The 24,980-nt window shown below is 63.0% G+C and carries 21 protein-coding genes; 9 read left to right on the top strand and 12 right to left on the bottom strand.

What is annotated here, in order from left to right; translation table 11 throughout:
* Positions 1 to 12 precede the first annotated feature (12 nt).
* The 5 genes from topA (at position 13) to rpmG (ending at position 11,147) form a co-directional block, all read left to right on the top strand.
* Positions 13 to 2,691: a type I DNA topoisomerase gene (gene topA / locus TMPK1_RS00420; RefSeq protein WP_420240743.1), complete on the top strand. Its 2,679-nt coding sequence runs from the start codon at positions 13 to 15 to the stop codon at positions 2,689 to 2,691.
* Complete coding sequence (rnr, locus tag TMPK1_RS00415) at positions 2,688 to 4,919, top strand: ribonuclease R (RefSeq protein WP_420240742.1); 2,232 nt, start codon at positions 2,688 to 2,690, stop codon at positions 4,917 to 4,919. The genes topA and rnr overlap by 4 nt, the downstream gene beginning before the upstream one ends.
* 135 nt (positions 4,920 to 5,054) lie before the next feature.
* A complete protein-coding gene (locus tag TMPK1_RS00410; RefSeq protein ID WP_420240739.1) occupies positions 5,055 to 7,841 on the top strand; it encodes a DUF1217 domain-containing protein in 2,787 nt (928 codons plus the stop codon).
* Between the two features lie 142 nt (positions 7,842 to 7,983).
* Positions 7,984 to 10,863, top strand: a complete 2,880-nt coding sequence (locus tag TMPK1_RS00405; protein WP_420240738.1) for a DUF1217 domain-containing protein — start codon at positions 7,984 to 7,986, stop codon at positions 10,861 to 10,863.
* A 116-nt stretch (positions 10,864 to 10,979) separates the two neighbouring features.
* Positions 10,980 to 11,147, top strand: a complete 168-nt coding sequence (gene rpmG, locus TMPK1_RS00400) for a 50S ribosomal protein L33 (RefSeq protein WP_420240737.1) — start codon at positions 10,980 to 10,982, stop codon at positions 11,145 to 11,147.
* 84 nt (positions 11,148 to 11,231) lie between these two features.
* On the opposite strand, the gene TMPK1_RS00395 is transcribed toward rpmG, so the two are convergent.
* Positions 11,232 to 12,647 carry a PleD family two-component system response regulator gene (locus tag TMPK1_RS00395; protein ID WP_420240736.1) on the bottom strand — a complete coding sequence of 472 codons (1,416 nt, stop codon included), beginning with the start codon at positions 12,645 to 12,647 and terminating at the stop codon, positions 11,232 to 11,234.
* 60 nt (positions 12,648 to 12,707) lie between these two features.
* Entirely contained in the window at positions 12,708 to 13,073 is a 366-nt protein-coding gene (locus tag TMPK1_RS00390) for a response regulator (protein WP_420240735.1), read from the bottom strand.
* Positions 13,074 to 13,224: 151 nt separating this feature from the next.
* Between TMPK1_RS00390 and TMPK1_RS00385 the strand changes: the two genes are divergently transcribed.
* Positions 13,225 to 14,457, top strand: a complete 1,233-nt coding sequence (locus TMPK1_RS00385; protein WP_420240734.1) for a DNA polymerase IV — start codon at positions 13,225 to 13,227, stop codon at positions 14,455 to 14,457.
* Here the strand turns inward: TMPK1_RS00385 and TMPK1_RS00380 are convergent.
* The 10 genes from TMPK1_RS00380 to TMPK1_RS00335 all read right to left on the bottom strand — a co-directional run bounded on the left by TMPK1_RS00380 (position 14,444) and on the right by TMPK1_RS00335 (position 22,116).
* Complete coding sequence (locus TMPK1_RS00380) at positions 14,444 to 15,466, bottom strand: fumarylacetoacetate hydrolase family protein (protein WP_420240733.1); 1,023 nt, start codon at positions 15,464 to 15,466, stop codon at positions 14,444 to 14,446. The two genes, TMPK1_RS00385 and TMPK1_RS00380, sit on opposite strands and share 14 nt — an antisense overlap.
* A gap of 85 nt (positions 15,467 to 15,551) precedes the next feature.
* Positions 15,552 to 15,890 (bottom strand): HesB/IscA family protein, encoded by a 339-nt coding sequence (locus TMPK1_RS00375; protein ID WP_420240732.1) that lies wholly within the window; start codon positions 15,888 to 15,890, stop codon positions 15,552 to 15,554.
* Between the two features lie 12 nt (positions 15,891 to 15,902).
* Positions 15,903 to 16,277: a DUF59 domain-containing protein gene (locus tag TMPK1_RS00370; RefSeq protein WP_420240731.1), complete on the bottom strand. Its 375-nt coding sequence runs from the start codon at positions 16,275 to 16,277 to the stop codon at positions 15,903 to 15,905.
* Entirely contained in the window at positions 16,274 to 16,744 is a 471-nt protein-coding gene (gene sufU, locus TMPK1_RS00365) for a Fe-S cluster assembly sulfur transfer protein SufU (RefSeq protein ID WP_420240730.1), read from the bottom strand. Before sufU ends, TMPK1_RS00370 begins: the two co-directional genes overlap by 4 nt.
* A complete protein-coding gene (locus TMPK1_RS00360; RefSeq protein WP_420240729.1) occupies positions 16,741 to 18,006 on the bottom strand; it encodes a cysteine desulfurase in 1,266 nt (421 codons plus the stop codon). Before TMPK1_RS00360 ends, sufU begins: the two co-directional genes overlap by 4 nt.
* Positions 18,003 to 19,241, bottom strand: coding sequence for a Fe-S cluster assembly protein SufD (gene sufD, locus TMPK1_RS00355; RefSeq protein WP_420240727.1), 1,239 nt, complete (start codon positions 19,239 to 19,241; stop codon positions 18,003 to 18,005). Before sufD ends, TMPK1_RS00360 begins: the two co-directional genes overlap by 4 nt.
* On the bottom strand, positions 19,238 to 19,996 hold the full coding sequence (gene sufC, locus TMPK1_RS00350; RefSeq protein WP_420240726.1) for a Fe-S cluster assembly ATPase SufC: 759 nt from the start codon (positions 19,994 to 19,996) through the stop codon (positions 19,238 to 19,240). The genes sufD and sufC overlap by 4 nt, the downstream gene beginning before the upstream one ends.
* The gene (locus TMPK1_RS00345) at positions 19,996 to 20,175 is read right to left on the bottom strand and encodes a hypothetical protein (protein ID WP_420240725.1); all 180 of its coding nucleotides are present in this window, start codon (positions 20,173 to 20,175) and stop codon (positions 19,996 to 19,998) included. The genes sufC and TMPK1_RS00345 overlap by 1 nt, the downstream gene beginning before the upstream one ends.
* Entirely contained in the window at positions 20,172 to 21,650 is a 1,479-nt protein-coding gene (gene sufB / locus TMPK1_RS00340) for a Fe-S cluster assembly protein SufB (RefSeq protein ID WP_420240724.1), read from the bottom strand. The genes TMPK1_RS00345 and sufB overlap by 4 nt, the downstream gene beginning before the upstream one ends.
* Before the next feature lies 1 nt (position 21,651).
* The gene (locus TMPK1_RS00335) at positions 21,652 to 22,116 is read right to left on the bottom strand and encodes an SUF system Fe-S cluster assembly regulator (RefSeq protein ID WP_420240723.1); all 465 of its coding nucleotides are present in this window, start codon (positions 22,114 to 22,116) and stop codon (positions 21,652 to 21,654) included.
* Between the two features lie 280 nt (positions 22,117 to 22,396).
* Between TMPK1_RS00335 and TMPK1_RS00330 the strand changes: the two genes are divergently transcribed.
* From TMPK1_RS00330 to TMPK1_RS00320, 3 genes are all read left to right on the top strand, one after another.
* Entirely contained in the window at positions 22,397 to 23,398 is a 1,002-nt protein-coding gene (locus tag TMPK1_RS00330; RefSeq protein WP_420240722.1) for a nucleoside hydrolase, read from the top strand.
* Positions 23,399 to 23,420: 22 nt separating this feature from the next.
* On the top strand, positions 23,421 to 24,047 hold the full coding sequence (locus tag TMPK1_RS00325) for a TerC family protein (RefSeq protein ID WP_420240720.1): 627 nt from the start codon (positions 23,421 to 23,423) through the stop codon (positions 24,045 to 24,047).
* Between the two features lie 71 nt (positions 24,048 to 24,118).
* A complete protein-coding gene (locus TMPK1_RS00320; protein WP_420240717.1) occupies positions 24,119 to 24,979 on the top strand; it encodes a division plane positioning ATPase MipZ in 861 nt (286 codons plus the stop codon).
* Position 24,980: the final 1 nt, after the last annotated feature.

Here is a 24,980-nt window from a genome sequence, read left to right as displayed (position 1 = left end):
ATAAGGACTCGCTTGAGCAAGAACGTCGTCATCGTCGAGTCGCCCGCCAAAGCGAAGACGATCAACAAATATCTCGGTGATGATTTCGTCGTGCTGGCCAGCTATGGCCATGTGCGCGACCTACCTGCGCGCGACGGCTCGGTACGTCCCGACGAAGATTTCGCGATGGACTGGGAGCTTGGCGACCGCGCCGGCAAGAATGTCGACGCCATCGCCAAAGCGGTCAAAGCCGCCGACCACGTCTTTCTCGCAACCGATCCGGATCGCGAAGGCGAAGCGATCTCGTGGCACGTCCAGGAAATCTTGCGCAGCAAGAAGCTGCTCGAGACCCGCGACGTGCAGCGCGTCACCTTCAACGAAATCACCAAGCGTGCGGTGCAGGAAGCGTTCACGCACCCGCGCCAACTCGATCGCCCGCTGATCGACGCCTATCTGGCGCGTCGCGCGCTCGATTATCTCGTCGGCTTCACCCTGTCGCCGGTTCTGTGGCGCAAGCTGCCGGGCTCGAAGTCTGCCGGCCGCGTGCAGTCGGTCGCGCTGCGCCTGATCTGCCAGCGCGAACAAGAGATCGAGTCGTTCAAGCCGCAGGAATATTGGACGATCGAAGTCGAAGCTTCGACGGACAAGGGCACGTTCGTCGCCCGCCTGACCGAACTCGACGGCAAGAAGCTCGACAAATTCGCGCTGCCCAACGAAGCGGCCGCGCGCGACGCAGCGCGCCGCATCGAAGCCGGCAATTTCAAAGTCGGGTCGGTCGAGCGCAAACAACAGCGCCGCAACCCCTACCCGCCGTTCATCACCTCGACTCTGCAGATGGAGGCGTCGCGCAAGCTCGGCCTTAGCGCGACCAAGACGATGCGCACCGCGCAGGGTCTCTACGAAGGCGTCGAGATCGGCGGCGAAACGGTCGGCCTGATCACCTATATGCGTACCGACGGTGTGACCTTGTCGGGCGAAGCGATCAGCCAGGCACGCGGCTTGATCGGCAAAGAATACGGCGACAAATACGTCCCGGCCCAGCCGCGCGTCTACAAAAGCACCGCCAAGAATGCGCAAGAAGCGCACGAAGCGATTCGCCCGACCGATCTGTCGCGCCGTCCGCAGGACGTTGCGCGCTATCTCGATGCGGACGCTGCGCGCCTGTACGAGCTGATCTGGAAGCGCACCGTCGCGTCGCAGATGGAAAGCGCCGTGTTCGATCAGGTCGCGGTCGACATTCCGTCGGCGGATGGCAAGATCAGCCTGCGCGCCACCGGCCAGACCTTGGTGTTCGACGGTTTCCTTACGCTCTATCGCGAAGATCGCGACGATCCAGTTGAAGGCGCCGACGAAGAAGAAAGCCGTCGCCTGCCGCCGATGGAAAAAGGCGACGCGGTCAAACGCGGCGAGGTCAAACCGGAACAGCATTTCACCCAGCCGCCGCCGCGCTTCAGCGAAGCGTCGCTGGTGAAGCGTCTGGAAGAACTCGGCATCGGCCGTCCGTCGACCTACGCGTCGATCATGCAGGTGCTGCAGGATCGCCAGTACGTCACGCTCGACAAGAAGCGGTTCCAGCCGACCGATCGCGGCCGGCTTGTCACCGCCTTCCTGGAAAACTTCTTCCCGACCTATGTCGCCTACGACTTCACCGCCGATCTCGAAGGCAAGCTGGATTCGATTTCGGCCGGCGAGCTCGACTGGAAGAAGCTGCTGCGCGAATTCTGGACTGCGTTCTCGGCTGCGATCGGCGAGACCAAAGATCTCAAGATCAGCGATGTCATCTCGGCGCTCGACGAAGAGCTAGGCCCGCATCTCTTCCCGCAAGCCGAAGGTGCACGCGATCCGCGCGTGTGCCCGACATGCGGCACCGGTCGTCTGTCGCTGAAGCTCGGCAAGTTCGGCGCCTTCGTGGGCTGCTCGAATTATCCCGAGTGCAACTTCACGCGTCCGTTGGTCGTGCCGAACGGCGAAGGCGGCGATGCGGATCAGCCGGCAAGCCGCGAACTCGGCACCGATCCGGCGAGCGGTTTGATGGTCACGCTGCGCCGCGGGCCGTACGGCTCGTACGTGCAGCTCGGCGAAGCCAACAAAGAAGACAAGAAAGCACCGAAGCCCAAGCGCGCTTCGTTGCCCAAAGGTCTTCCGGCTGCCGACGTCGATCTCGAGAAGGCGCTGTCGTTGCTGGCGCTGCCGCGTCCGGTCGGCACCGATCCGAACACGAACGAAGAAATCACCGCCGGCATCGGCCGCTTTGGCCCGTATGTGAAACGCGGCCCCGTCTACAAATCGCTGACCGCCGGCGACGACGTGCTGACGATCGGCATGAACCGCGCGATTGAGCTGCTGGCAAATGCGGGCGCCAAAGGCGCTGGGCGCGGTCAGTTGCGCGAGCTTGGCCTGCATCCCGACGACCAAGTGCCGGTGACGCTGCATAGCGGCCGCTACGGTCCGTATGTGAAGCACGGCAAGACGATGGCCTCGCTGCCGCGCGGCGTGACGGTCGAAGAAGCAACCTTGGACGGCGCCTTGCCGCTGCTGGCCGCGAAAGCCAAGCCGGGCAAAGCAAAGCCGGCTGCGAAGAAAGCGGCTGCACCGAAGAAAGACGCGGCGCCGGCGAAGAAGACTGCGCCGGCGAAGAAAGCTGCAGACAAGAAAAGCACCGCAAAAAAGACGGCAGCGAAGAAGACGGCCGCCAAGAAAGCCAAGAGTTGACGCGCGGGCCCAAGCGCGAAGCTCCGTTCCCGACGCGCGAGGCGATCCTCGCTTTTCTGCGCGACAACGAAGGCCATGTCGGCCGCCGCGAAATCGCGCGCGCCTTCAACATCAAAGGCGATCAGCGCATCGAGCTGAAAGCGCTGCTGGCGCAGCTCGAGCGCGAAGGCGCGATCGATCGCGGTCGCGGCAAGCGCGTCGGCCAGAAAGGCGCGATCCAGACCGTCGGCATCGTCGAGATCATCAAGCTGGATGACGAAGGCGGTTTGCGCGCGCGTCCGATCGAATGGAGCGGCGACGGCCCCGCCCCCGTGGCGCGCGTTGCGCTGGACCGGAAGCATCACACGCCCGCACTGGCGGTCGGCGATCGCGCGCTGGCCGAATTGAAGCGTCTCGACGCGACGCGCTGGACGGTCAAGATCCTGCGCAAGATCGATCGCGAAGAAGCGACGCGCATGGTCGGCGTCTTCGAGAACACGCCGAGCGGCGCACGCATTCGGCCAACCGACAAACGCGCGCGCCATGATCTTGCGGTCTTGCCGGCCAATAGCGGCGGCGCCAAGAACGGCGACATCGTGGTCGCCGACATTCTGCCCGCAACGCGTCTCGGCCTGCGCCAGGGCAAGGTCGTCGAAGTGGTCGGCGAAACGTCCGATGCGCGCGCCATCAGCCTGATCGTCATTCACTCGAAACAGATTCCGACCGTCTTCTCGGAAGCGTCGCTGCAACAGGCCAAGGAAGCGACGGTCCCGGATCTCAGCGGACGCGAAGACGTACGCGACATTCCGCTGGTGACGATCGACGGCGCTGACGCGCGCGATTTCGACGATGCGGTATGGGCCGAGGCAGATCCCGATCCGCAAAATCCCGGCGGCTGGCATCTGATCGTCGCGATCGCCGACGTGTCGTATTACGTCCAGCCCGGCACACCGCTCGATCGCGATGCAAGCGAGCGCGGCAACTCGGTCTATTTCCCCGACCGCGTCGTGCCGATGTTGCCCGAGCGTCTGTCGAACGGCCTGTGTTCGCTTGTGCCTGGCGAGCCGCGCGGCTGTCTTGGTTTTCATCTGTGGATCGATGCCCGCGGGAATCTGCGCGGCCATCGCCTGTTCCGCGGCTTGATGCGATCTGCCGCACGCCTGACCTACGAACAGGTGCAGGCGGCGCAGGACGGGCGCACCGACGACACGACGGGCCCGTTGCTGAAACCGGTGATCCAGCCGCTCTACGGCGCGTTCCGCGCGCTGTCGGACGCGCGCGCCAAGCGCGGCACGCTGGAACTCGAAATTCCCGAGCGCAAAGTCAAACTCGGCGAAGACGGCCGCGTTGCCGAAATCGCGCCGCGCGAACGGCTCGACAGCCACAAGCTCATCGAAGAATTCATGATCACCGCCAACGTCGCGGCGGCAGAAGCGCTCGAAGCCAAACACGCACCGTGCGTCTATCGCGTGCATGACGCGCCCGACGGCGCGAAGTTGGATGCGCTACGGCAGTTTCTCGCCGGCATCGGTGCCGATCTGAAATTGTCGAAGGGGCAAGTGATCCGCCCCAAACATCTGACGCAGCTCTTGCAGCGCGCAGCCGAGCGCCCCGAAGCCGAGTTGATCAATTCGCTCGTGCTCCGATCGCAGGCGCAGGCCGCGTACAGCCCGACCAATCTCGGCCATTTCGGTTTGGCGCTGCCGCGCTACGCGCATTTCACCTCGCCGATCCGGCGCTATGCCGATTTGCTCGTGCATCGTTCGCTGGTGCGCGCGTACGGGCTTGGGCCCGGCGGCCTGTCGGACAATGAGCGCGAGAAGCTCGAAGAAATCTCGACCCATATTTCGGAAACCGAACGAACCGCAGCATCGGCCGAACGCGACGCGATCGATCGCTATGTCGCCTCGTTCCTCTCCGACCATGTCGGCGCCACCTTCCCCGGTCGGATCAACGGCGTGACGCGGTTCGGCCTGTTCGTGACCTTGGATCAGAGCGGCGCCGACGGGCTGGTGCCGATCCGCACCCTCGAGCCCAATGACCTCTGGATCCATGACGAGCCCCAGCATCGCCTGGTCGGAAGGCGGTCGGGCCGGGTCTGGCGCCTGGGCGACCGGGTGCTGGCCCGGGTGGTCGAGGCCGACCCGATTGCGGGCTCGACTCTGTTCCGGCTGGTCGACGATCCCGATTCTCCCGTCCAGCGGGAGCGGCCTGGCCGGCCATATCGCCCCGGCAAGCATCGCCGCTAGAGCGGCAAGAATTTCCTCCTAACGCCAGCTTGCCAGGCGGGCACGGTAACAAGCCTTTGCTTTCATTCAGGGTGTAACTGGCGCTATTCTTGCGTCGGCGGGAGAAACCGCCTGAGACAACGGGACAGAACGACCGTGAGCGCAATTTCCGTCGCCAATTGGCAGGGCATTCTGAAGAACCAGCAGACACTGCTGGCGCGGAGTGCGAACTCGCCTGCCGTCAAAGGCGCGATCGACTATTTCCGCAAGAACGCGCCCAAGATCCAGAACGTCGACCAGCTTCTCAAAGACAAGAAGCTGCTGGGCACGATCCTGACGACGTACGGGCTCGAAGCGGACGCGCAATATCCGGCGAAGATCAAAGCGCTGCTCACGCAGGATCCCAAAGATCCGAAGTCGCTGGTCAATCGCCTGATCGATTCACGCTATACGAAATTTGTCGTCGACCTGAGTTTCTCCGCCGGCGCGCCGGGCAATCTGCAGGATCCGAAATACGCCGATAAGCTGGCGCAGACCTTCGCGCAGAACACCTACGAAAAGAATCTTGGCAATCAGGACCCGGCGCTGCGCGAAGCCGCGTACTTCCTGCGCAACATCGGCAACGTGACCGACGTCTTCCAGATTCTGGGCGACAGGGTGTTGCGCGACGTAGTGTTCAAGGCGCTGCAGCTGCCAGACCAGTTCGGGACCCTGGACATCGAAAAACAAGCCGCGATCATCAAGCAGCGCCTGAATCTGAAAGACCTGCAAGGCACGCTGGCTAAGAACGCGCAGCTCTTCTCCGACGCAAACGCCGACAACGTCAAAATCACGGACGTCACCAAGCTGTCCCAGGCGGCCAGCGCGGTGGTGAAGAGCGTCAGCAGCGAATTCACCGACATCGAGAACGCGTACAAGGCGCTCGCTGCTCGGCAGGACCCTCTTGGCGTCAACGCAGCCAAGATCACCCAGCAGAACGGCTTCGTCGCCGACTTGGCGCGCGTGCGTGGCCTGCTCGATTCCGCCAATGCGCGTATCGCCGATATTCCGAGTTCAATCGACCGGTTGCAGCAGATCATCACTGCGGCGCCGACGACGACGGATCAGGCTTCGTTCGATGCGCTGAAGACGGAATTCGATACGACCGTCACGCGATTGCAGAACAACCTCGTGAAGGCTGGGTACATCAATCCCAGCAACGGCAATCCAGAGTCGCTGATCGCGGGCACGCCCGCTTCAATTGCGATCAACCTGCCGGCCGGTACCGTGACCTTCAACAGCACCGATCTCTCGTCCGTGCTAAATGGGCTGAGCAACGCAAAGTCGGCGTTTGATACGACCACGACGTTCGGAACCGCGATTGATCCGAATGCCGCGACGAATCTCGCGACCGCGCGGACCGACACGGTCGCCGGCCAGGCGTTCCTCGCCCAGCAGGGCGGGATCTACTCGCAGGCGCTGACGACGATCGATCCCAATATTTCCGCCTCGCAGCAGTCGCTGATTTTCCGCGCCGACTTCTCGACGCAAGATGCGCTGCAGCGCATCGCGAAGATTTCAAGCAAGCTCATCACGCTGCAGGCGACGCTCGAAACCGCGATCGATCCAACAGCCAATCACGCGCAGCTCAACACGCAGGTGCAGCAGCTCAAGGCTGACATCGAGACGCTGATCAAAGGCAACGGCGGCGGGACCGACAATCTGTTGACCGCAGATGGCGGCTACGGGTCCGAAGAAGGCATTCCGCTGTCGATTCGCGGCGCCGATCTTCTGACGCAGCTGCGCGATCGTTTGAAAGACGTGAACGCGTTCACCGTGGCGAACGCAACCAGCGGATCGGATCTGATCTCGAAAGAGCTGCGCCCGTATCTGGCGTCGCGCACCAACATCATTAAGGCAGACTCGGCCTACGTGCAGTCGGCCGCGGCCAGCGCGCCGTTCGTGATCACGCCGGATACCGCGCAGTTGCGCCTTGGCACACAGTCGGCAGCCGACAGTCTTTCGCGCGCAACCACAGTCGGATCGTTGCTCGGCCAGCTGCGCTCGTTGGCGCAGTCGGCATTCAATGCCGGCGACGGCAGTGCCCAGAACAGCGTCGACGCTGATGCATTGATTCAGAGCATCACCGACGCAATCAACACACCAGGCAGCGGGCTGGACAATCTGTTGGTCGGCGGCGGTGTGCAAAACTACAATTTCATTCCGGGCGCGCAACTCGGCATCACCAAAGGCGACCTCGCAAATACGATCACGAGCCAGCTCGCCAGCATCGACCTGTCGTCGACGGGCAGCTCAACGGCGGCAAAGAACGCGATCGATCTGATCAACAGCACGCTGTTGCCGGCGCTTGCCGATGCCAAGCTGGACATCACCACGGGCTCGACGACGATCGATACGGCACGCAAGACGTTCGATCCGCGCGCAGCGCTGGACGATCGCTTCACGGCCGCCGTCGCGAACATCACGACGCAGGTGCAGACCGCGACCGTAAGCGGCAAAAATTTGCTGACCTCGGTGGCGGACTCGCTGGTCTTCCTCAAAAGCACGCCCGGCACGTACGCGATCAGCGGCCATGGCGAGTTCGACCAGAACGTCACCAAGGGGCTGCAGAACGCAGTCACTGCGTTGCTGACCAACTCAACCTCGCCGCTCAGCGTCATTCACAGTTCGCTGCTGGCGCTGACCAGCATTTCGATCGACCTATCGGGCGACGCCAGCCAGTTGAAGTTCGGTTCAATCAAGGTTCAGGACACGCTTACTGCCAAGGCCAAAGCCGAAGCTGCGCAGCTGACGAACCCGTACACCGGCACGACCAAAGCCAAGCTCATCGCCAACCAGTTCCTCGCCTTCAACGCAGATACGACGACCGGCGCCAATCAATCGCTGGCCGACCTGCTGAGCGGTAGCTCCAACACCAACAGCATTCTCAATCTGTTGATCTGACGCAGGCACGACTGGTTGCCGCTCTGTGAGCAACTTCGCCCAACGTTTAAGCGAAACATACGGTTTCCGCGCGTAACACACGCGCCGTAGGAACGCCCGCGTGTGCCCGGTATTCTCCGGGCGCACGCAGAGGAGCGTTTCCGTGTCGTCAGTTTCGATCGCGACTTGGCAAGGGTTGCTGGCCAATCAGCAGCAACAACTGACCCGCAGCGCGCAAACCCCATCGGTCAAAGACGCGGTCGATTATTTCACGACCAAAGCACCGACGATCACCTCGATCGATCAGCTTATGTCGGATCCGAAGCTGCTCAAGACCGTGCTGACGACCTACGGGCTCGAAAGCGAAGCGCAATATCCGGCGCGTCTGCGCGCGTTGCTGACGCAGGATCCAAGCAATCCGCAGTCACTGGTCAACCGTCTGGTCGATCCTCGCTTCAGCCAGATCGTCAAAGACCTCAGCTTCTTCAACGGACCGCCCGCCGGGTTCAAAGATCAAGCGTACATCGCTAAATTTACCCAGACCTACGAAACTAACGTCTTCGAAGAAAATCTCGGTGCGCAGGATCCTGCGCTGCGCGAAGCCGCCTATTTCATCCGCAACATTGGCAACGTCACCAGCCCGTTTCAAATTCTGGGCGATAACGTGTTGCGCGACGTCGTGCAGACGGCGCTGCAGTTGCCCAGCGGATTTGCCGGTCTCGACGTCGATCAACAAGCGGCGATCCTGACCAGCAGGCTCAACCTCAAATCGCTGCAGAATACGATCGCGCAAAACGCGGATCTGTTTCAGAGCGCCACCGACGATCAGGCGCAGATCACCGACGCGACCAATCTGTCGAGCTCGGCCAGCACGGTCGTGAGCAATCTTTCGTCCAGCCTGACGACGCTCAAAAGCGCCTATGACGCGCTGGCGCTGCGCCGGGATCCCAGCGGCGCGAACGCCGCCAAGATTGCCGACCAGAATAACTACGTTCCGCAATTGACGCAGGTGCGCGGCCTGCTCGACGCGGCCAAGACGCGTACGTCGGACCTCACGAGCTCGATCGATGCGTTGCGGCAACTGGTGCAGTCAGCGTCGGGCCTTAGCGCTGCGGATCTGGCGACGACCAAGACGCAATTCGACAACACGGTCGCGCGGCTGAAGAACAATCTCGACAACGCGACCTATCTCGACCCGGCGACGGGAACGCCGTCGAATCTGCTCGAGAATGCCGGCTTCTCGCTCACCATCACGACGTCGCCGGGCCACAGCTACAGTTTCCAGGGCACCGATCTCACGTCGATCAAGACGGCGCTCGATTCGGCGCAGGCGCAGTTCGATGCGTTGAATCAAGGCGACGTTCCCGCCGGCACGCTTGCCAGCGATCTGGATGGCGCGCGGGCTTCGTCGGTTTCGAACACCGATTTCCTCAACCAGCAGCAGCGCACCTACAACACGCTGCTCGAAAACGTCGATCCGACGATCGGCCCGGCGCAGCAGGCGCTGGTCTATCGCGCCGCGTCGTCGGCGCAGGACTCGCTGTCACGCGCCAACCAGATCGCAGCCAAGCTGACGCAGCTCGGCGCAGCGTTGGACACCGGCACGGGCACGCTCGACGCCAATGGCCTGCCGATCAACCACAATTCGCTCGATGAAAGCGTGCAGCAGCTCAAGGCCGACATTCAGTCACTGATCAAAACCAGCGGCGGCGGCACCGACAATCTGCTGACCGGAAATGGTGACTATGGATCGGAAAGCGGCATTGCGCTGTCGATTCACGGGCTCGATCTGGTCAGCCAGATCAGCGACAAGCTAACCAACGTCAACGCGCTTTCGGCCAGCAACAGCCTCTCCGGCTCGGTCGTGGTCGAGCAGTTGCAGCAGTCGCTCGACACACTGACAAAGAGCCTCAGCAACCAGGCGAATTATGTGCAGCAAGCCGCGACGAGCGCCGGCTTTGCCGTGACGGTCGATACCAATCAACTGGCACAAGGTAGCCAGTCGGTCGCCGACAGCGTTAGCCGTGCGACGCAAATCGGGAGCTTGCTCGGCCAATTGCAATCCTTGGCGCAGGGCGCAGTCACCAACGGCGGCGACGCGACGCTCGCGAGCCAGGTCAGCGATCTGCAGAACAAGATCAGCGGCCTGATCAATACGTCCGGCACCGACGCCGACAATCTGCTCGTTGGTGGCGGAAGCCAGGCCTACAATTTCATCGGCGGCACGCAGCTCTACGTGCGCAAAGGCGATCTCAATACCAGCGTCGCCGGTGCGATTGCCGGGATCGATCTCAGCACTGCGAGTGGCGCCAAAGCGGCGTACGACCTGATCACCGGCACCGTGCTGCCCAGCCTGGCAGACGCGCGCACGACGATCACGAGCGACGGCGAGACGATCGACAATGCGCGGCTGACCTTCGACGGGCGGACCGCGATCGACAATCAATTGATCCTGACCACGCAGGGCATCAGCGAACAGGTCGCCAACGCGACCGTGACGGTGAAGAACACGTCGCAGCCGATCGACAACAGCGCAGGCACGATCGATTCCGAAACCGGCGAACTGATCAAGCCGACGCCGGACACCACGATTCAGAAGAACCTGCTGACCTCGACCTCGGACACGCTGCTGTTTCTCAAGAGCACGCCGGGCACGTTCGACATCAGCGGCCACGGTGAATTCGATACGCAGGTGACGCGCCCGCTGGTCGCCGCCGTCAACAACCTGTTCAAGACCGCGGGACCGCCGACCGCGGTGCTGGGCGCCGCCATCAATTCCCTGACCGACATCTCGATCGATTTGTCGGGGGACATGAACACGCTGAAATTCAACACGGCCAACGTCACCGACCTGCTGGCCCAAAAGGCCAAGGCCGAGACCGACGCCGCGGTTACCCCCTACCAGGGCACGGCCGCGACCAAGCAGCTCCTGATGCAGTACCTGGCGCTGGTCGGGGACTCGACCAATGCCGGTACGTTGTCCGTGGCGGACCTGATCAACGGCACTGCCAGCACGACTAACATCCTGAATTTGCTTCTATAATCAGCCCTGCCGCCGCGACCGAAGCGCGGCTTGACTTCCGGGCGGCGGTCCGTATCTTCCGCGCTTCGTTTTCCGGCCCCGCCGATCCGGTTTTTGGGGCTGTTGGAGTGAGTGTTATGGCGAAGTCATCAACCGTCTTGATCAAGCTGGTGAGCTCGGCTGGTACCGGCTTCTTCTATGTGAAGAAGAAGAACCCGCGTAAGGCGACCGAAAAGCTGTCGTTCAAGAAGTACGACCCGAAGGTGCGCAAGCACGTCGAGTTCAACGAACAGAAGATCAAATAAGACGTCCCCTTTACGGGGATGCCCAAAAGGCCGCCTTCGGGCGGCCTTTTGCGTTTCTGGGGCTTGATGCGCCCCGCCTGGAGCTTAGTCGCCGCCGCCCGCGGCCGCAGCAGCAGGCGCTGCTCCGCCGGCCAGCTCGACCTCGACCCGGTCGCGGCCGTTGCGCTTGGCGGCATAGAGGGCCCGGTCGGCGCGGCCGATCAGATCGTCGACGCTTTCACCTGGATCCGATGCGATCGTCACGCCGAGCGAGGTCGTGACCGGGATCTGGTCGTCGACACCCTTGGCCGTCATCGGTGCGCCCGAGATCTGGGCGCGCAGACGTTCAGCGACCGCAACCGCCACATCGAGATTGGTGTCGGGCAGAATCGCGACGAACTCTTCACCGCCGATACGGCCGGCAAGATCGAAATTGCGCAGGCTACGCCCGATGCGGCCGGCGAATTCGCGCAGCACGTCGTCACCCGCCGGGTGACCGTAATTGTCGTTGATGCGCTTGAAGTGATCGATGTCGAGCAGCATCAGCGCGAACGGCTTTTTGCTTTCCTGGCTCTGCCGCAGCAGACGCTCCAAGTGCACCATCACGTAGCGGCGGTTGTACAGCCCGGTCAGGCTGTCGGTCAGCGCCATCGAGAGGTTCGACTCGTAATTGACCAGCAACCGGTCCTGGTAGCGCTTCTGACGCACCTGGCTGCGCACGCGCGCCATCAACTCGTTGCGATCGATCGGACGCAAAATGTAATCGGTCGCGCCCAGCTCGAGGCCTTTGGCGACGCGTTTCAGATCGTCCTCATGCGCCATCAACAAGATCGGCGTCTGGCGCGTCTTGTCCTGGCTGCGCAATTGCGAGCACAGGCGCAGCGAATCTTCGCCCTCGAGATTGAGGCTCAGCATGATCAGGTCGAAACTTTCGGCCTGGGTCATCTGCATCGCAGCGGCGCCCGACGGCGCGTGCGAAACCGTGTCCTGGTCGCGCGTCAGCGTGGTCGCGACGCGATCGCGATCGAGGATCGAATCTTCAATCAGCAGCACATGCGCGTGATCGACCGCCTCGGCGCGCGCCGACAGCGGCGTCGCCATGCCGAACTGGTTCGACGTGTTCTCGCGCAGCTTCCACTGGTCGATGGTCAGCTTGAGACGCACCAGCGCACGCACGCGTGCGAACAGCGCGACGTCGTTCACCGGCTTGGTCAGGAAGTCGTCGGCGCCGGCCTCAAGCCCGCGCACGCGATTTTCAGCGTCGCTGAGCGCGGTCACCATGACGATCGGAATATGCGACGTCGCGGGATCCGACTTGATGCGGGTGCAAACTTCAAACCCGTCCATCCCCGGCATCATCACATCGAGCAGGATGATATCGGGCGGCGCCTGACGAACGACTTCGAGCGCCTGCGGGCCATTCAGCGCCGTGACGACTTCAAAATATTCGTTGGTCAGCTTTGCCGAGAGCAGCTTGACGTTCGGCAGCAGGTCGTCGACGACGAGAACTCGGGCCGACATGCGTCAGCGTCTCTCCATACGCGGGCACTGGGCCGGTTTCTCCGCCCGTCCCGATGTTGCTCAGGCGAGGTACTTCTGGACGGTTTCGAGGAACTTGGTAACAGAAATCGGCTTGGCGATGTAGTCCTCGCAGCCGCCTTCCCGGATCTTCTCCTCGTCGCCCTTCATTGCGAACGCCGTGACCGCAATCACGGGGATGTCTCGCAAGTGGTCGTCTTCCTTTAGCCATTTCGTCACATCCAAACCCGAGACCTCGGGCAGCTGGATGTCCATGACGATCAGATCGGGACGATGTTCTCGCGCGAGTTTCAACGCCTCCATTCCGTCGCGCGTCTGCAGCGTCCGGAACCCATGGGCTTCGAGCAGGTCGTTGAAGAGCTTCATGTTGAGCTCATTGTCCTCGACGATGAGGACCGTTTTCGACATTGGGCTCTCCAAAGCTCCCGAGGCGGCACTAGCACCCTACGCGCAGGCACAGGCAGGGTGGGGCAGGATCGCTGGCCCGCCTTAAGGAACGGTTAGGATGGAAGCCGCTGAAATTCCAAGGCTTTGTCGCGATTGCGGTGACCTGCGCCCGGTGTCATTAACCGATCATCGGAGTCGTTGTCCGAACTGCGGATCGCCGCGCCTCATCGCGCATGCCGAACTGACCGATCTTTCGATCGCGCATATCGACTGCGACGCGTTTTACGCGACGGTCGAAAAGCGCGAGGACCCTAGTCTTATCGAGAAGCCGGTGATCGTCGGCGGCGGCCGGCGGGGCGTGGTTTCGGCCGCCTGCTACGTCGCCCGCCGATTCGGCGTCCGCTCGGCGATGCCGATGTTCAAGGCACTGTCCCTCTGCCCGGACGCGGTCGTGATCCGTCCGCGGATGGAGCTCTACGCCCAGGTCGGACGACAGGTTCGCGCAATCATGCGCGACGCGACTCCGCTGGTCGAAGCTTTGTCGATCGACGAAGCCTTTCTCGACCTGACCGGCACCGCAAAACTGCACCGCGCCGTCCCCGCCGAAACCCTGGCCAAGCTGGCGCGCCAGATCGAAGCCGAACTCGGTGTCACGGTGTCGATCGGCCTCGCGCCCAACAAGTTTCTCGCCAAGATGGCGAGCGAGATCGACAAGCCGCGCGGCTTTGCCGTCGTCGGCCGCAACGACATTCGCGCCTTTCTCGATCCGCAGCCGATTCGTGCGCTGTGGGGCGTTGGCCCCAAGCTGGAAGAGAAGCTGCAGCGCGACGGCTACAAAACGATCGGCGATCTGTTTGCCGTCGGCCGCGACCGGTTGATCGAACGCTATGGCAGCACCGGCCTGCATCTGTCGCAGCTCGCAGCCGGCGAAGATGCGCGCAAGATCGAACCCGGCCGCGAATCCAAAAGCGTCAGCGCCGAGACGACCTTCAACAACGATCTGATCGGTGCCGAAGCGCTGCATGCCGAGTTGTGGCCGCTGGCCGAGAAAGTGTCGCGCCGGATGAAGCGCGAAAACGTCGCCGCGCGCACCATCGTGCTCACGCTGCGCACCACCAAGTTCAAACGCTTCTCGCGCCGGATCGGCGTGCAGCCGCCGACGCAACTCGCGACCGTGCTGTTCGAAACTGCGCAGAAATTATTGGCGCCCTTGGCCGATGCCGAGCCCTACCGGCTGATCGGCGTTGGCGGCACCGACCTGGTTCCGCCCGAAGGCGCCGACACGTCGGATCTGGTTGATCCGACGCGTGGCCGCACCGCCGCCGTCGAACGCGCAATCGACGCGCTGCGTGCCAAACACGGCAACGCGTCGATCACCAAAGGTCGTGGCTTTAAACCGACTTGATCTCGTTGCGCAGCGTACCCATGCCGACGATCTCGGTTTCCATCACGTCGCCGGGCTTCAGGAATTCCGGCGGCTTGCGCGCATAGCCGATGCCGGGCGGCGTGCCCGTCGCGATCACGTCACCGGGTTCGAGTTCCATGCCGACCGAAAGTTCGGCCACGATGCGCGGTACTTTGAAGTACATCGCCTTCGTATTGTAATCCTGCTTCACGGCGCCGTTCACGCGCGTGATCAGTTGCAGATTGTTGTAGTCGACGCCGGCGGCCGGAACGATCCACGGGCCCATCGGACCGTGACCGTCGAGGCTTTTGCCTTTGAACCACTGGCCGCCATGCTTCTTCTGCTGAATGTCGCGCGCCGTCGTGTCGTTGATGACGCTGAAGCCGAACACGTAGTCCATCGCGCGCGCTTCCGGGATGTTCTTGCCGCGCTTGCCGATGACGATCGCCAGCTCGCATTCCCAATCGATCGACGTCGACACGGCAGGATCGTACGGAATCGGATCGAACGGACCGTTCACCGTGCCAACCGCTTTGGTGAAGAACACCGGATGTTCTGGCAGCTCGGCACCGCCGGGTCCGCGCAGCGCAGCGCCTTCTTCGAAATGCTCGAGATAATTCCAGCCGACCGCGTAGATGTTGCGCGTCGGCGACGGCAGCGGCGAGGTCAGACGGACGTCGGCAAGTGCCAGCGTGTCGGCGTCGCCCTTTGCCAGCAACGCGCGCACCTCGTCGAGCGCACGTGGACCGGCGCTGATCAACGACACCATGCTGTTCGGATCGAAGGAGAGTTTGGTACCGGCTTTCTTGGCTGCAGCGCCGACGTCGCAGATGCGGCCCGACGCGGTCAGTGCGCCGACGCGCGGCGCAGCTTGTCCGCGACGGAAGCTCAAGACACGAGGATGTTCGATGCCGCCCGGCGGTGCTGCGATTGCGGGACCTGCAACGGACGCTGCAGCGATGGCGACACCAGCGCCAAGCTTCAGAAAATTACGGCGCGTTTCGGACATAGGCTCCTCCCCTGGCTGTTCGTTGCGAACATCCTGGGACGAGCCGGAAGCGGCGACAACGCCGCGTTTGTTTCAATGTCCGTTTCTAGACGTGAAAGCTCTCGCCGCAGCCGCAGCGGCCTTTTTCGTTCGGATTGCGGAACTCGAAGCGCGCGTTGAACTTGTCATCGACCCAATCCATTTCGGAGCCGAGCAAGAACATCACGGCCTTGGGATCGATCAGGATCTTGACGCCTTTGTCCTCGACCACTTCTTCGAACTTCTTCACGTCGGTCGCGTATTCGACCTGATACGACATGCCGGAGCAGCCGCGGCTTTTGACGCCGACGCGCAGGCCGATGACGCCCGTGTCCGCTTTGGACATCAGCGCTTTCACGCGTTCCGCAGCCGCTTCGGTCAAGGTCAGTGCATTGGGAAACGCCATCGCGATTCCTCCTCAGTACATGTTCAGTTGCAGCTTAGCCGTATCGGCCATGCGCGACGGATCCCAGGTCGGATCCCAAACCAGCTCGACTTCAACGTCGCCGATGCCGTCCACCGCACGCACCGCGTCTTGCACCATGCCCGGCATTTCGCCGGCGACGGGACAGCCCGGAGCGGTCAGGCTCATTTCGACTTTGGCGTTGTTGCCGTCGCCGAGCTCGACTTTGTAGATCAGGCCCAGCTCGTAGATGTTCACCGGGATTTCCGGATCGTAGACAGTCTTCAGCTTGGCTTTGATCTCGGGCCACAGCGGATGCTCGAGCGGCGCCACAATCTGCGGCGGCTCCATCACCGAGTCATCGTCGTTCATCATTTCAGCCGAGCTCACGTCGACACCTCGTTTGCCTGGCCATCAATCGCCGCTTGCATCGTGTGCCACGCCAAGGTCGCGCATTTCACGCGCATCGGATATTGCCGCACGCCCGCCAGCACCATCAACCGATCGGCCGTGTCGTCGTCGAGCGAGTCCGGCAGCACCGCATCGTCTTCGGTGCACAGCGCATGCACGCTTTGATACAGCGACTTGGCTTCTTCTTCGGTGAAGCCTTTCAACGTTTCGGTCATGATTGAGGCCGACGCGGTCGAGATCGCGCAGCCCTGCCCTTGAAAGGCGGCGTCGGTGATGCGTCCGTCGCTGCCGATCGTCAGATAGACGTCGATCTTGTCGCCGCACATCGCGTTGTAGCCATGCCCGATCCGGTTCGCCTCGGCCGGCTTGCGCAAATTGCGCGGATGCTTGCCGTGGTCGAGCACGATCTCCTGGTACAGGTCGCGCAGATCTTCCGAGGCGCTCATAGTTTCAAAATTCGCTTCACGGCGGTGATGCCGGCAACCAACTGATCTATGTCGGCGCGGTCGTTGTACAAGCCGATCGAGGCGCGCGACGTCGCCGCGACGCCCAACCGGTCCATCAGCGGATGGGCGCAGTGATGGCCGGCGCGCACCGCCACGCCCTGCTGGTCGAGGATCGTCGCCACGTCATGCGCGTGCGCGCCGTCGAGCGTGAAGGACAGCACGCTCGCCTTCTGCGCCGAGGTACCCCACAGCTTCAGCCCGTCGATCGCCAGCAACGCCTGGGTCGCTTCGGTCAGCAGCTCTTCTTCGTGCGGACCGATCCAGTCGAAGCCGATCTGCTCGACATAGTCGATGGCGGCCGCCAGGCCGATCGCCTCGGTGATTGCGGGCGTGCCCGCTTCGAACCGGTGCGGTGCAGGCTTGAACGTGGTGCGTTCGAAGGTGACGCGTTCGATCATGTCGCCGCCGCCTTGATAGGGCGGCATGGCGTTCAGCACCGCGCCTTTGCCGTACAGCACGCCGATGCCGGTCGGTCCGTACAGCTTGTGGCCAGTGAAAACGTAGAAGTCGGGATCGAGCGCCTGCACGTCGACCGCCATATGCTGCACGGCCTGGCTGCCGTCGATCAGCACGGTTGCGTCGACCGCGCGCGCCAGACGCACAAGCTCGCGCACTGGCAACACCGTGCCCAGCGCGTTCGACACATGTGCAAACGCGACCAGCTTGGTGCGCGGTCCGATCAGCGAGCGCGCATGGTCGAGATCGAGCGATCCGTCATCGTGAATTCGGATCGGCTTGATCACCGCACCGGTCTCGGCGCGGATCATCTGCCACGGCACGATGTTGGCGTGATGTTCGAGCTCGGTCAGCACGATCTCGTCGCCGGCTTTGAGATTCTTGCGCGCCCAGCTCTGCGCGACGACGTTGATGGCCTCGGTCGTGTTGCGCGTGAACACGATTTCGTCGGCCGACGACGCATTCAGGAATCGCGCGACGCGGCCGCGCGCCGCTTCGAACCGGTCGGTCGCAGCCTGGCTCAACGCGTACACGCCGCGATGAATGTTGGCGTATTCTTCGCGCTGGAAGCGGCTCATCGCTTCGATCACCTGCTCGGGCTTTTGCGCCGATGCTGCGGTGTCGAGATACGCAAGTCGTTTGCCGTGCACGGTACGCGCTAGGATCGGGAAATCCTGCCGGATCCGTTCGACGGTGCGATTGAGGCGCGGGGTCCGCGCGCGCGGGTCGATGCTTGCCAGGCTCATGCTGCGAGTTCCTGTTGATCGCGTGCCAGACGGCCGGCCGCGAGGGCCAGCAATGCAGCGCGTACGGTCTCGTCGTCGACACGCTCGATTGCTTCAGCCACGAACGCTTCAACCAACAGCGCGCGCGCTTCCTGCGCGGGAATGCCGCGCGCGCGCAGATAGAACAGCGCGTCTTCGTCCAACCGGCCGGTCGTTGCGCCGTGGCTGCATTTGACGTCGTCGGCGTAAATTTCCAGTTCCGGTTTCACGTCGACTTCGGCGTCGCGCGACAGAAGCAACGCACGACTCAACTGATAGCCGTCGGTCTTTTGCGCGCCCTCTTCCACCAGCACTTTGCCCTGGAAGACGCCGCGGCTGTGGCCGTCGAGAACGCCTTTGACTGTCTGGCGCGACGTGCCGTTTAGCGCGCCGTGCACGACGCGCGTCGTCGTGTCGACATGGCTGTCGCCGCCGATCACATAGGCCGCGTCCAGTTCGACTTCGGCATTGTCGCCGTCGACGCGCGCATCGCACTGGTTGCGCACCAGCCGACCGCCCAAGGTCAGCGTGAACGCGCGATACGACGAGTCCGCACCGGCGCGCACCGCGCTGGTGACGATGCGGCGCGCGTCGCCCGCGACCTGCACGCGCCAGTGGCGCATCTTGGCGCCCGCGCCCAAAGCGATCTCGGCTGTCAGATCGACGAAACCGGCGCCCGCCCCTTCGTGACGTTCGATGATCGTCGCCGAGGCGTTCGCTTCCAGCACCACGAGCAAGCGCGGATAGGACGCGACGCCGGTCTGTGCCGGCACAATCAGTTCGATCGGACGCGGCACGGCAACGCCGGCGGGCACGAACAAGACCAGCGCATCGTCGGCGAGCGCCGCGTTCAGCGCGACCAAGGCTTCGCTTTCGCTCGACGCCAAGGTGCCGAGCAGCGCGCGCGCAGCGTCAGGCGCATCCGCGATCGAGCCGAGATGCACGCCGTCAGGCAGCGCACCGACGCTGCGTTCGATCTTGGCACCCAGCACGATGCGATCGGCGCCCGCCACCAACGCGGCCGGCAACGGATCGGTTGCGCCCGGCACCAACGCCATCGTCTCGACCGGTGCGAGGTTCGTATATTTCCAGCGCTCAACGCGCGGCGTCGGCAGGCCCAGCCGATCGAAATCGGCTGCACCACGCGCGCGCAACGCCGTCAGCGCAGCGGGCGCTGCGGAGCCGCGCCGCTGTTCGTAATCCTGGTGCAGTGTCACGCCGCGGCCTCGCGCTCGCCGCCGAATTCGGCGTAGCCGTGTGCTTCCAACTCGTGCGCCAGCTCGGCACCGCCCGAACGCTGAATGCGTCCCTGCGCCAACACGTGCACGCGATCGGGCACGATATGGTCGAGCAGGCGCTGATAGTGCGTGATCACCAGCATCGACCGGTTCGGGCCGCGCAGCGCATTGACGCCTTCCGACACGATTTTCAGCGCGTCGATGTCGAGACCGGAATCGGTTTCGTCGAGAATTGCGAGCTTGGGCTCCAGCACCGCCATCTGCAGCACTTCGTTGCGCTTCTTCTCGCCGCCCGAGAAGCCGACATTCACGCCGCGCTTCAGCATCTCTTCGGTGACGCCCAGCGCCTTGGTCTTCTGGCGCAGCAGACGCAGGAACTGAATCGCGTCGAGATCGCTTTCGCCGCGGCCTTTGCGGATCGCGTTCAGCGCGGTGCGCAGGAAGGTCGTCGTCGGCACGCCCGGAATTTCGACCGGATATTGCAACGCCAGGAACAGGCCGGCTGCGGCGCGCTGTTCGACCTCAAGCCCAAGCAGATCGACGCCGTCCAGCTTCACCGAACCGCCGGTCACTTCGTAGCCGGCGCGTCCCGCCAGCACGTAGGACAGAGTCGATTTGCCGGCGCCGTTCGGCCCCATGATCGCGTGCACTTCGCCGGTCGGAACCGTCAGGGTCAGACCTTTGAGGATCTCTTTGCCGCCAACCGTCGCGCGGAGATTTTCAATTTCGAGCATTATTCCTTGTCTCCCGGGTACGCGCGCTGCGCGCCGCCCTTACGCTTTGCAACCGCGAACCAGACGAGCGCAGCGCTCGCGGTGGTCGCGACGATCACCAACCATTCATTCGGAACGCGCAGCCCACGCAGCACTGCGACGAGCACGATAAGCGCCAGGATCGGCAGCCAGGTCTTCATCCGACGCTGCCTTCCAACGAAATGCCGATCAGCTTTTGTGCTTCGACGGCGAATTCCATCGGCAGATGCTGCATCACTTCGCGGCAGAAACCGTTCACGATCAGCGCCACCGCTTCTTCCGAACTCAGGCCGCGTTGGCGGCAATAGAAGAGCTGGTCGTCGTTGATCTTTGCCGTCGTCGCTTCGTGTTCGAGACTGGCCGTCGGATTGCGGCTTTCGACATAGGGCACGGTATGTGCGCCGCAGGTCGAACCGATCAGCAGACTGTCGCACTGGGTGAAGTTGCGCGCGTTCTCCGCCTTCGGCAGCACGCGAACCAAACCACGGTACGTGTTCTGCGCTTTGCCGGCCGAGATTCCCTTCGAGACGATGCGCGAGCGCGTGTTCTTCCCGATATGGATCATCTTGGTGCCGGTGTCGGCCTGCTGTTTTCCGTTCGCGATCGCGACCGAATAAAACTCACCCTGGCTGCCGTCGCCCTGCAGGATGCAGCTCGGATATTTCCAGGTGATCGCCGAACCGGTTTCGACCTGCGTCCACGACACTTTCGAGTTCTTGCCGCGGCACGCCGCGCGCTTGGTCACGAAATTATAGATGCCGCCTTTGCCTTCGGCGTCACCCGGATACCAATTCTGCACCGTCGAATATTTGATCTCGGCATCATCGAGCGCGACCAGTTCGACCACCGCGGCGTGCAGCTGATTTTCGTCGCGCTGCGGCGCGGTGCAGCCTTCCAGGTACGAAACGTACGAACCCTTGTCGGCGATGATCAGCGTACGTTCGAACTGGCCGGTGTTCTTCGCGTTGATGCGGAAGTAGGTCGACAGCTCCATCGGGCAGCGCACGCCTTCGGGCACGTAGACGAATGAACCGTCGGTGAAGACCGCCGAGTTCAAGGTCGCGTAGAAATTGTCGCTGTAGGGAACGACCGAACCCAGATAGCGACGCACCAGATCGGGATAGCGCTGCACCGCTTCCGAAATCGGGCAGAAGATCACGCCCGCTTCTTCGAGCTTGGCTTTGAACGTCGTCGCGACCGACACGGAATCGAACACCGCGTCGACCGCGACGGGCATGCGTTCGCTGCCTTCGACGCCAGCCAGAATCTCCTGCTCGCGCAAGGGAATTCCGAGCTTCTCGTAGGTGCGCAGCAATTCGGGATCGATTTCGTCGAGGCTCTTCGGCTTCGCGCCCGCTTTCGGCGCCGCGTAGTAATACGCGTCCTGAAAATCGATCTCGGGATAATTGACCATCGCCCATTTCGGCTCGGTCATTTCGAGCCAGGAGCGATAGGCCTTCAAACGCCAGTCGAGCAGCCATTGCGGCTCGTTCTTCTTGGCGCTGATGAAACGGACGATGTCTTCGTTTAGCCCTTTGGGCGCGAAGTCCATCTCGATGTCCGAGACGAAGCCGTATTTGTATTTGTCGTCTGCCAGCGCCTGTACTTGCGCAGCAGTATCCGTCGTCGCAGCCATGTCAGTTCCCCGCGCCGGCCGGAATGAAATCCGTCAATGCGCCCGGTAAATGTGTCGTGCAGCTCGGCGCCGCCATGTCGGCCAAGGTCACGCTTTCCAGCGCGCCCTTGATGGCGCGATTGACCCGGTCCCAACCACCGCGCATTGCGCAGACCCGCTCCACGCCGCAGCCGCCCGATGCGCCGTCAACGCAGGCAGTCAGCGCGATCGGCCCGTCCATCGCGGCGATAATCTCGGCGACGCTGATCGCTTCGGCCGGCCGGGCCAGCGCGTAGCCGCCTGCAGCACCCCGGCGCGAGGCCACCAAAGCGGCCTTGCTGAGCAGCTTCAGGCATTTTTGTACGGTTGGTTCGGGCACGCCTGTAGACCGCGCCAGGGCGGGTGCGGTATGCACCGCCCCCGCGTCCTGGGACATGCGTGACAGGACAACGACGGCGTAATCCGTGAGCTTGCTGAGCCGGATCATCTTGCTCCCGGGGAATACCCATACAGGACTAGATTGGTACGCTTGATCTGACAGCGCGACCGGCTGAGGTCAAGGGTGGCTGTCCACACGCCTGTCTCGCGCGGCTTCGTCGTTTTTCTTTGGAAAATGGCGGGATTGGTTCGCATCCGCCCAGAAGCGCCCCAGCGGATCAATGGCTTAGCTGCAGCGCACCTTTGCCGCGGCATTTTGTTCCCAGCGACCCCCAAATTGGGCCTCTGAATCCGTCGACAGGCTTATCCACAGGCATGGTCGTCCGGTTGTGGGCCTGCCATTGCCCCGAGCAGGAGGCCTCTGCTACGCCCGGCGCTCCATGAAATCGCCCCGCCCTATCCTGATCGATACCGATCCCGGTCTCGACGACGCCATCGCGTTGCTGCTGACCTTCGCCTCGCCCGAGCTGGACCTTCGCGGGATCCTGACCGTGGCCGGCAACGTCCCAGTCAACCTGACCACCCGCAATGCGCTCCAGATCTGCGAGCTGGCAGGCAAGACCGAGATCCCGGTCTATGCCGGCTGCCCGCGCCCGCTGCTGCGCCATCTCGAGACGGCGGAGAGCGTTCATGGCGATAACGGGCTGGCCGACGTGCCGCTGCCCGCGCCGACGATCCAGGCCCAGAAACAGCACGCTGTCGATTTCCTGATCGACACGGTGATGGCAACCCCGGGCATCACGCTGTGCCTGCTGGGCCCGATGACCAATCTGGCTGTGGCGCTGATCAAAGAACCGCGCATCGCCGCCAATATCGGCTCGGTGGTTGCGATGGCGGGCAGTTTCTTTGCCGGCGGCAACAGCGCGCCGGCGCTCGAATTCAACATGCAGGTCGATCCACACGCAGCCCACGTGGTGATGACCGCGGGTCTCGACGTGACCCTGGCGCCGCTGGATCTGACGCATTCGGTGCTGACCACCGACGAGCAGTTGGCGCGCGTCGCCAAGCTGCCGGGCCGTATCGGCAAGGCCGCGACCGCATGGCTGAGCTTTTACGGCGCGCACGACCGCAAAAAGTACGGCACGCCGGGCGGACCGCTGCATGACCCCTGCGTGATCGCCTACGTGCTGTGGCCCGAGTTGTTCACGGGCAAGCGCGTCGCGGTCGATATCGACCTCAAAAGCGACCTCGTCCCCGGCATGACGGTGATGGATTGGTGGGGGACTACGGGAAAGGCCCCGAATGCTCTAGTCTTGCACCAGGCTGACGTGCGCGGCTTTTACGATCGGCTCTTCGAACGGATCGGAGCGCTCGCCGCCGCGGTCCAGTAAGCGCCACAAGAGGATCTGACAGATGGAATTCTGGACCCAATTTTTGATCGCGCTGGGCCAGGTCATCATGATCGACCTCGTGCTGGCGGGCGACAACGCGATCATCGTCGGCCTTGCCGCCGCATCGGTCGCCGCCGACCAGCGCAAGAAGGTGATCTTCTGGGGCATCGCGGCCGCAGTCATTCTGCGCGTGCTGTTCGCGCTGGTGACGGTGCAGTTGCTGGCCATCATCGGGCTCACGCTTGCCGGCGGTATTTTGCTGCTGTGGGTGTGCTGGAAATTCTGGCGCGAGCTGCGCCACCAGGCTGCGCAGAAATCGGCTGCAGCGTTGGATCCGCACAACGCGCCGCCGCCGGAAAAGCCGAAATCCGTACGTAGCGCGATCGTTGCGATCGCCGCCGCTGACGTTTCGATGTCGCTCGACAACGTGCTCGCGGTTGCGGGTGCTGCGCGCGACAACCAGGTCGTGCTGATCACCGGCCTGTTGCTGTCGGTCGTGTTGATGGGCTTTGCTGCCAACGCGATTTCGCGCCTGCTGCAGAAATATCATTGGCTGGCCTATGTCGGCCTGGTGATCATTCTCTACGTCGCGTGCGACATGGTCTGGCGCGGCTGGAGCGAAGTGGCGCCGCATCTGGGCGTTGGGTGAAATCCGCTCGAATCTGCTAGCAGTGACAGGAACATTCCTGTCAGCGCCGAAGCGGCGCAATTCGAGAAAGCATGATGTCCACTTCCGCACCCATGATGGGTGCCACGCGTCCGCGACTGATCGTCTTCGGCAACGAGAAAGGCGGCTCGGGCAAATCAACCGCCGCGGTGCATGTTGCGGTTGGGCTGGCGCGCGCCGGAAAACGCGTTGCGGCGCTTGATCTCGACGCGCGGCAAGGATCGCTGTCGCGCTATCTCGCCGGCCGCGATCAGAGCCTGCCAACCCCGCCCACGGTCGCGATCCAGCGCAGCGCCCTGCCCGTCGTCGCCGACGCCGACGAAGAGGAGCGCCGCCAGCTTGACGCTGCGATCGGCCGCTTCGGATCCTACGAATTCATCGTGCTCGACACGCCGGGTTCGGATTCCAACCTGACGCGACTGGCGCATGCGCGCGCCGACGTGCTGGTGACGCCGATCAACGACAGTTTCGTCGATCTCGATCTGCTGGCGCGCATCGATCCCGACACGCACAACATCACCGGACCGTCGCTCTACAGCGAAATGGTGTGGGAGCAGCGCAAGCGGCGCGCGTTGAGCGATGGACAAACCATCGACTGGATCGTGATGCGCAACCGCATGGGCCATGTCGAAGGCCGGAACAAACGGGTCATTGCGGACATTCTGGCCGCGCTCGCAAAACGGATCGGCTTTCGCCTGGCGCCCGGCTTCGGCGAACGCGTCATTTTCCGCGAACTCTTCCTCAAGGGCCTGACCCTGCTCGACCTCGGATCGGACACCGGCCATTCCATGACTTTGAGCCATGTCGCCGCACGCCAGGAGGTGCGCGCCTTGATCGACGCGATCCTGGCCGCCCCGCCGCCCCGCTCTGTGCTTGTGCGGAGCCCGACCGCAGTGGCACAACCGCGCCCATAAT

The sequence above is a fragment of the Roseiterribacter gracilis genome (genome assembly GCA_018332375.1).
Lineage (GTDB): Bacteria > Pseudomonadota > Alphaproteobacteria > BOG-932 > Roseiterribacteraceae > Roseiterribacter > Roseiterribacter gracilis.
Note: the sequence above shows the minus strand (reverse complement) of the source record. Positions and strands in the feature narration are given on the sequence as shown.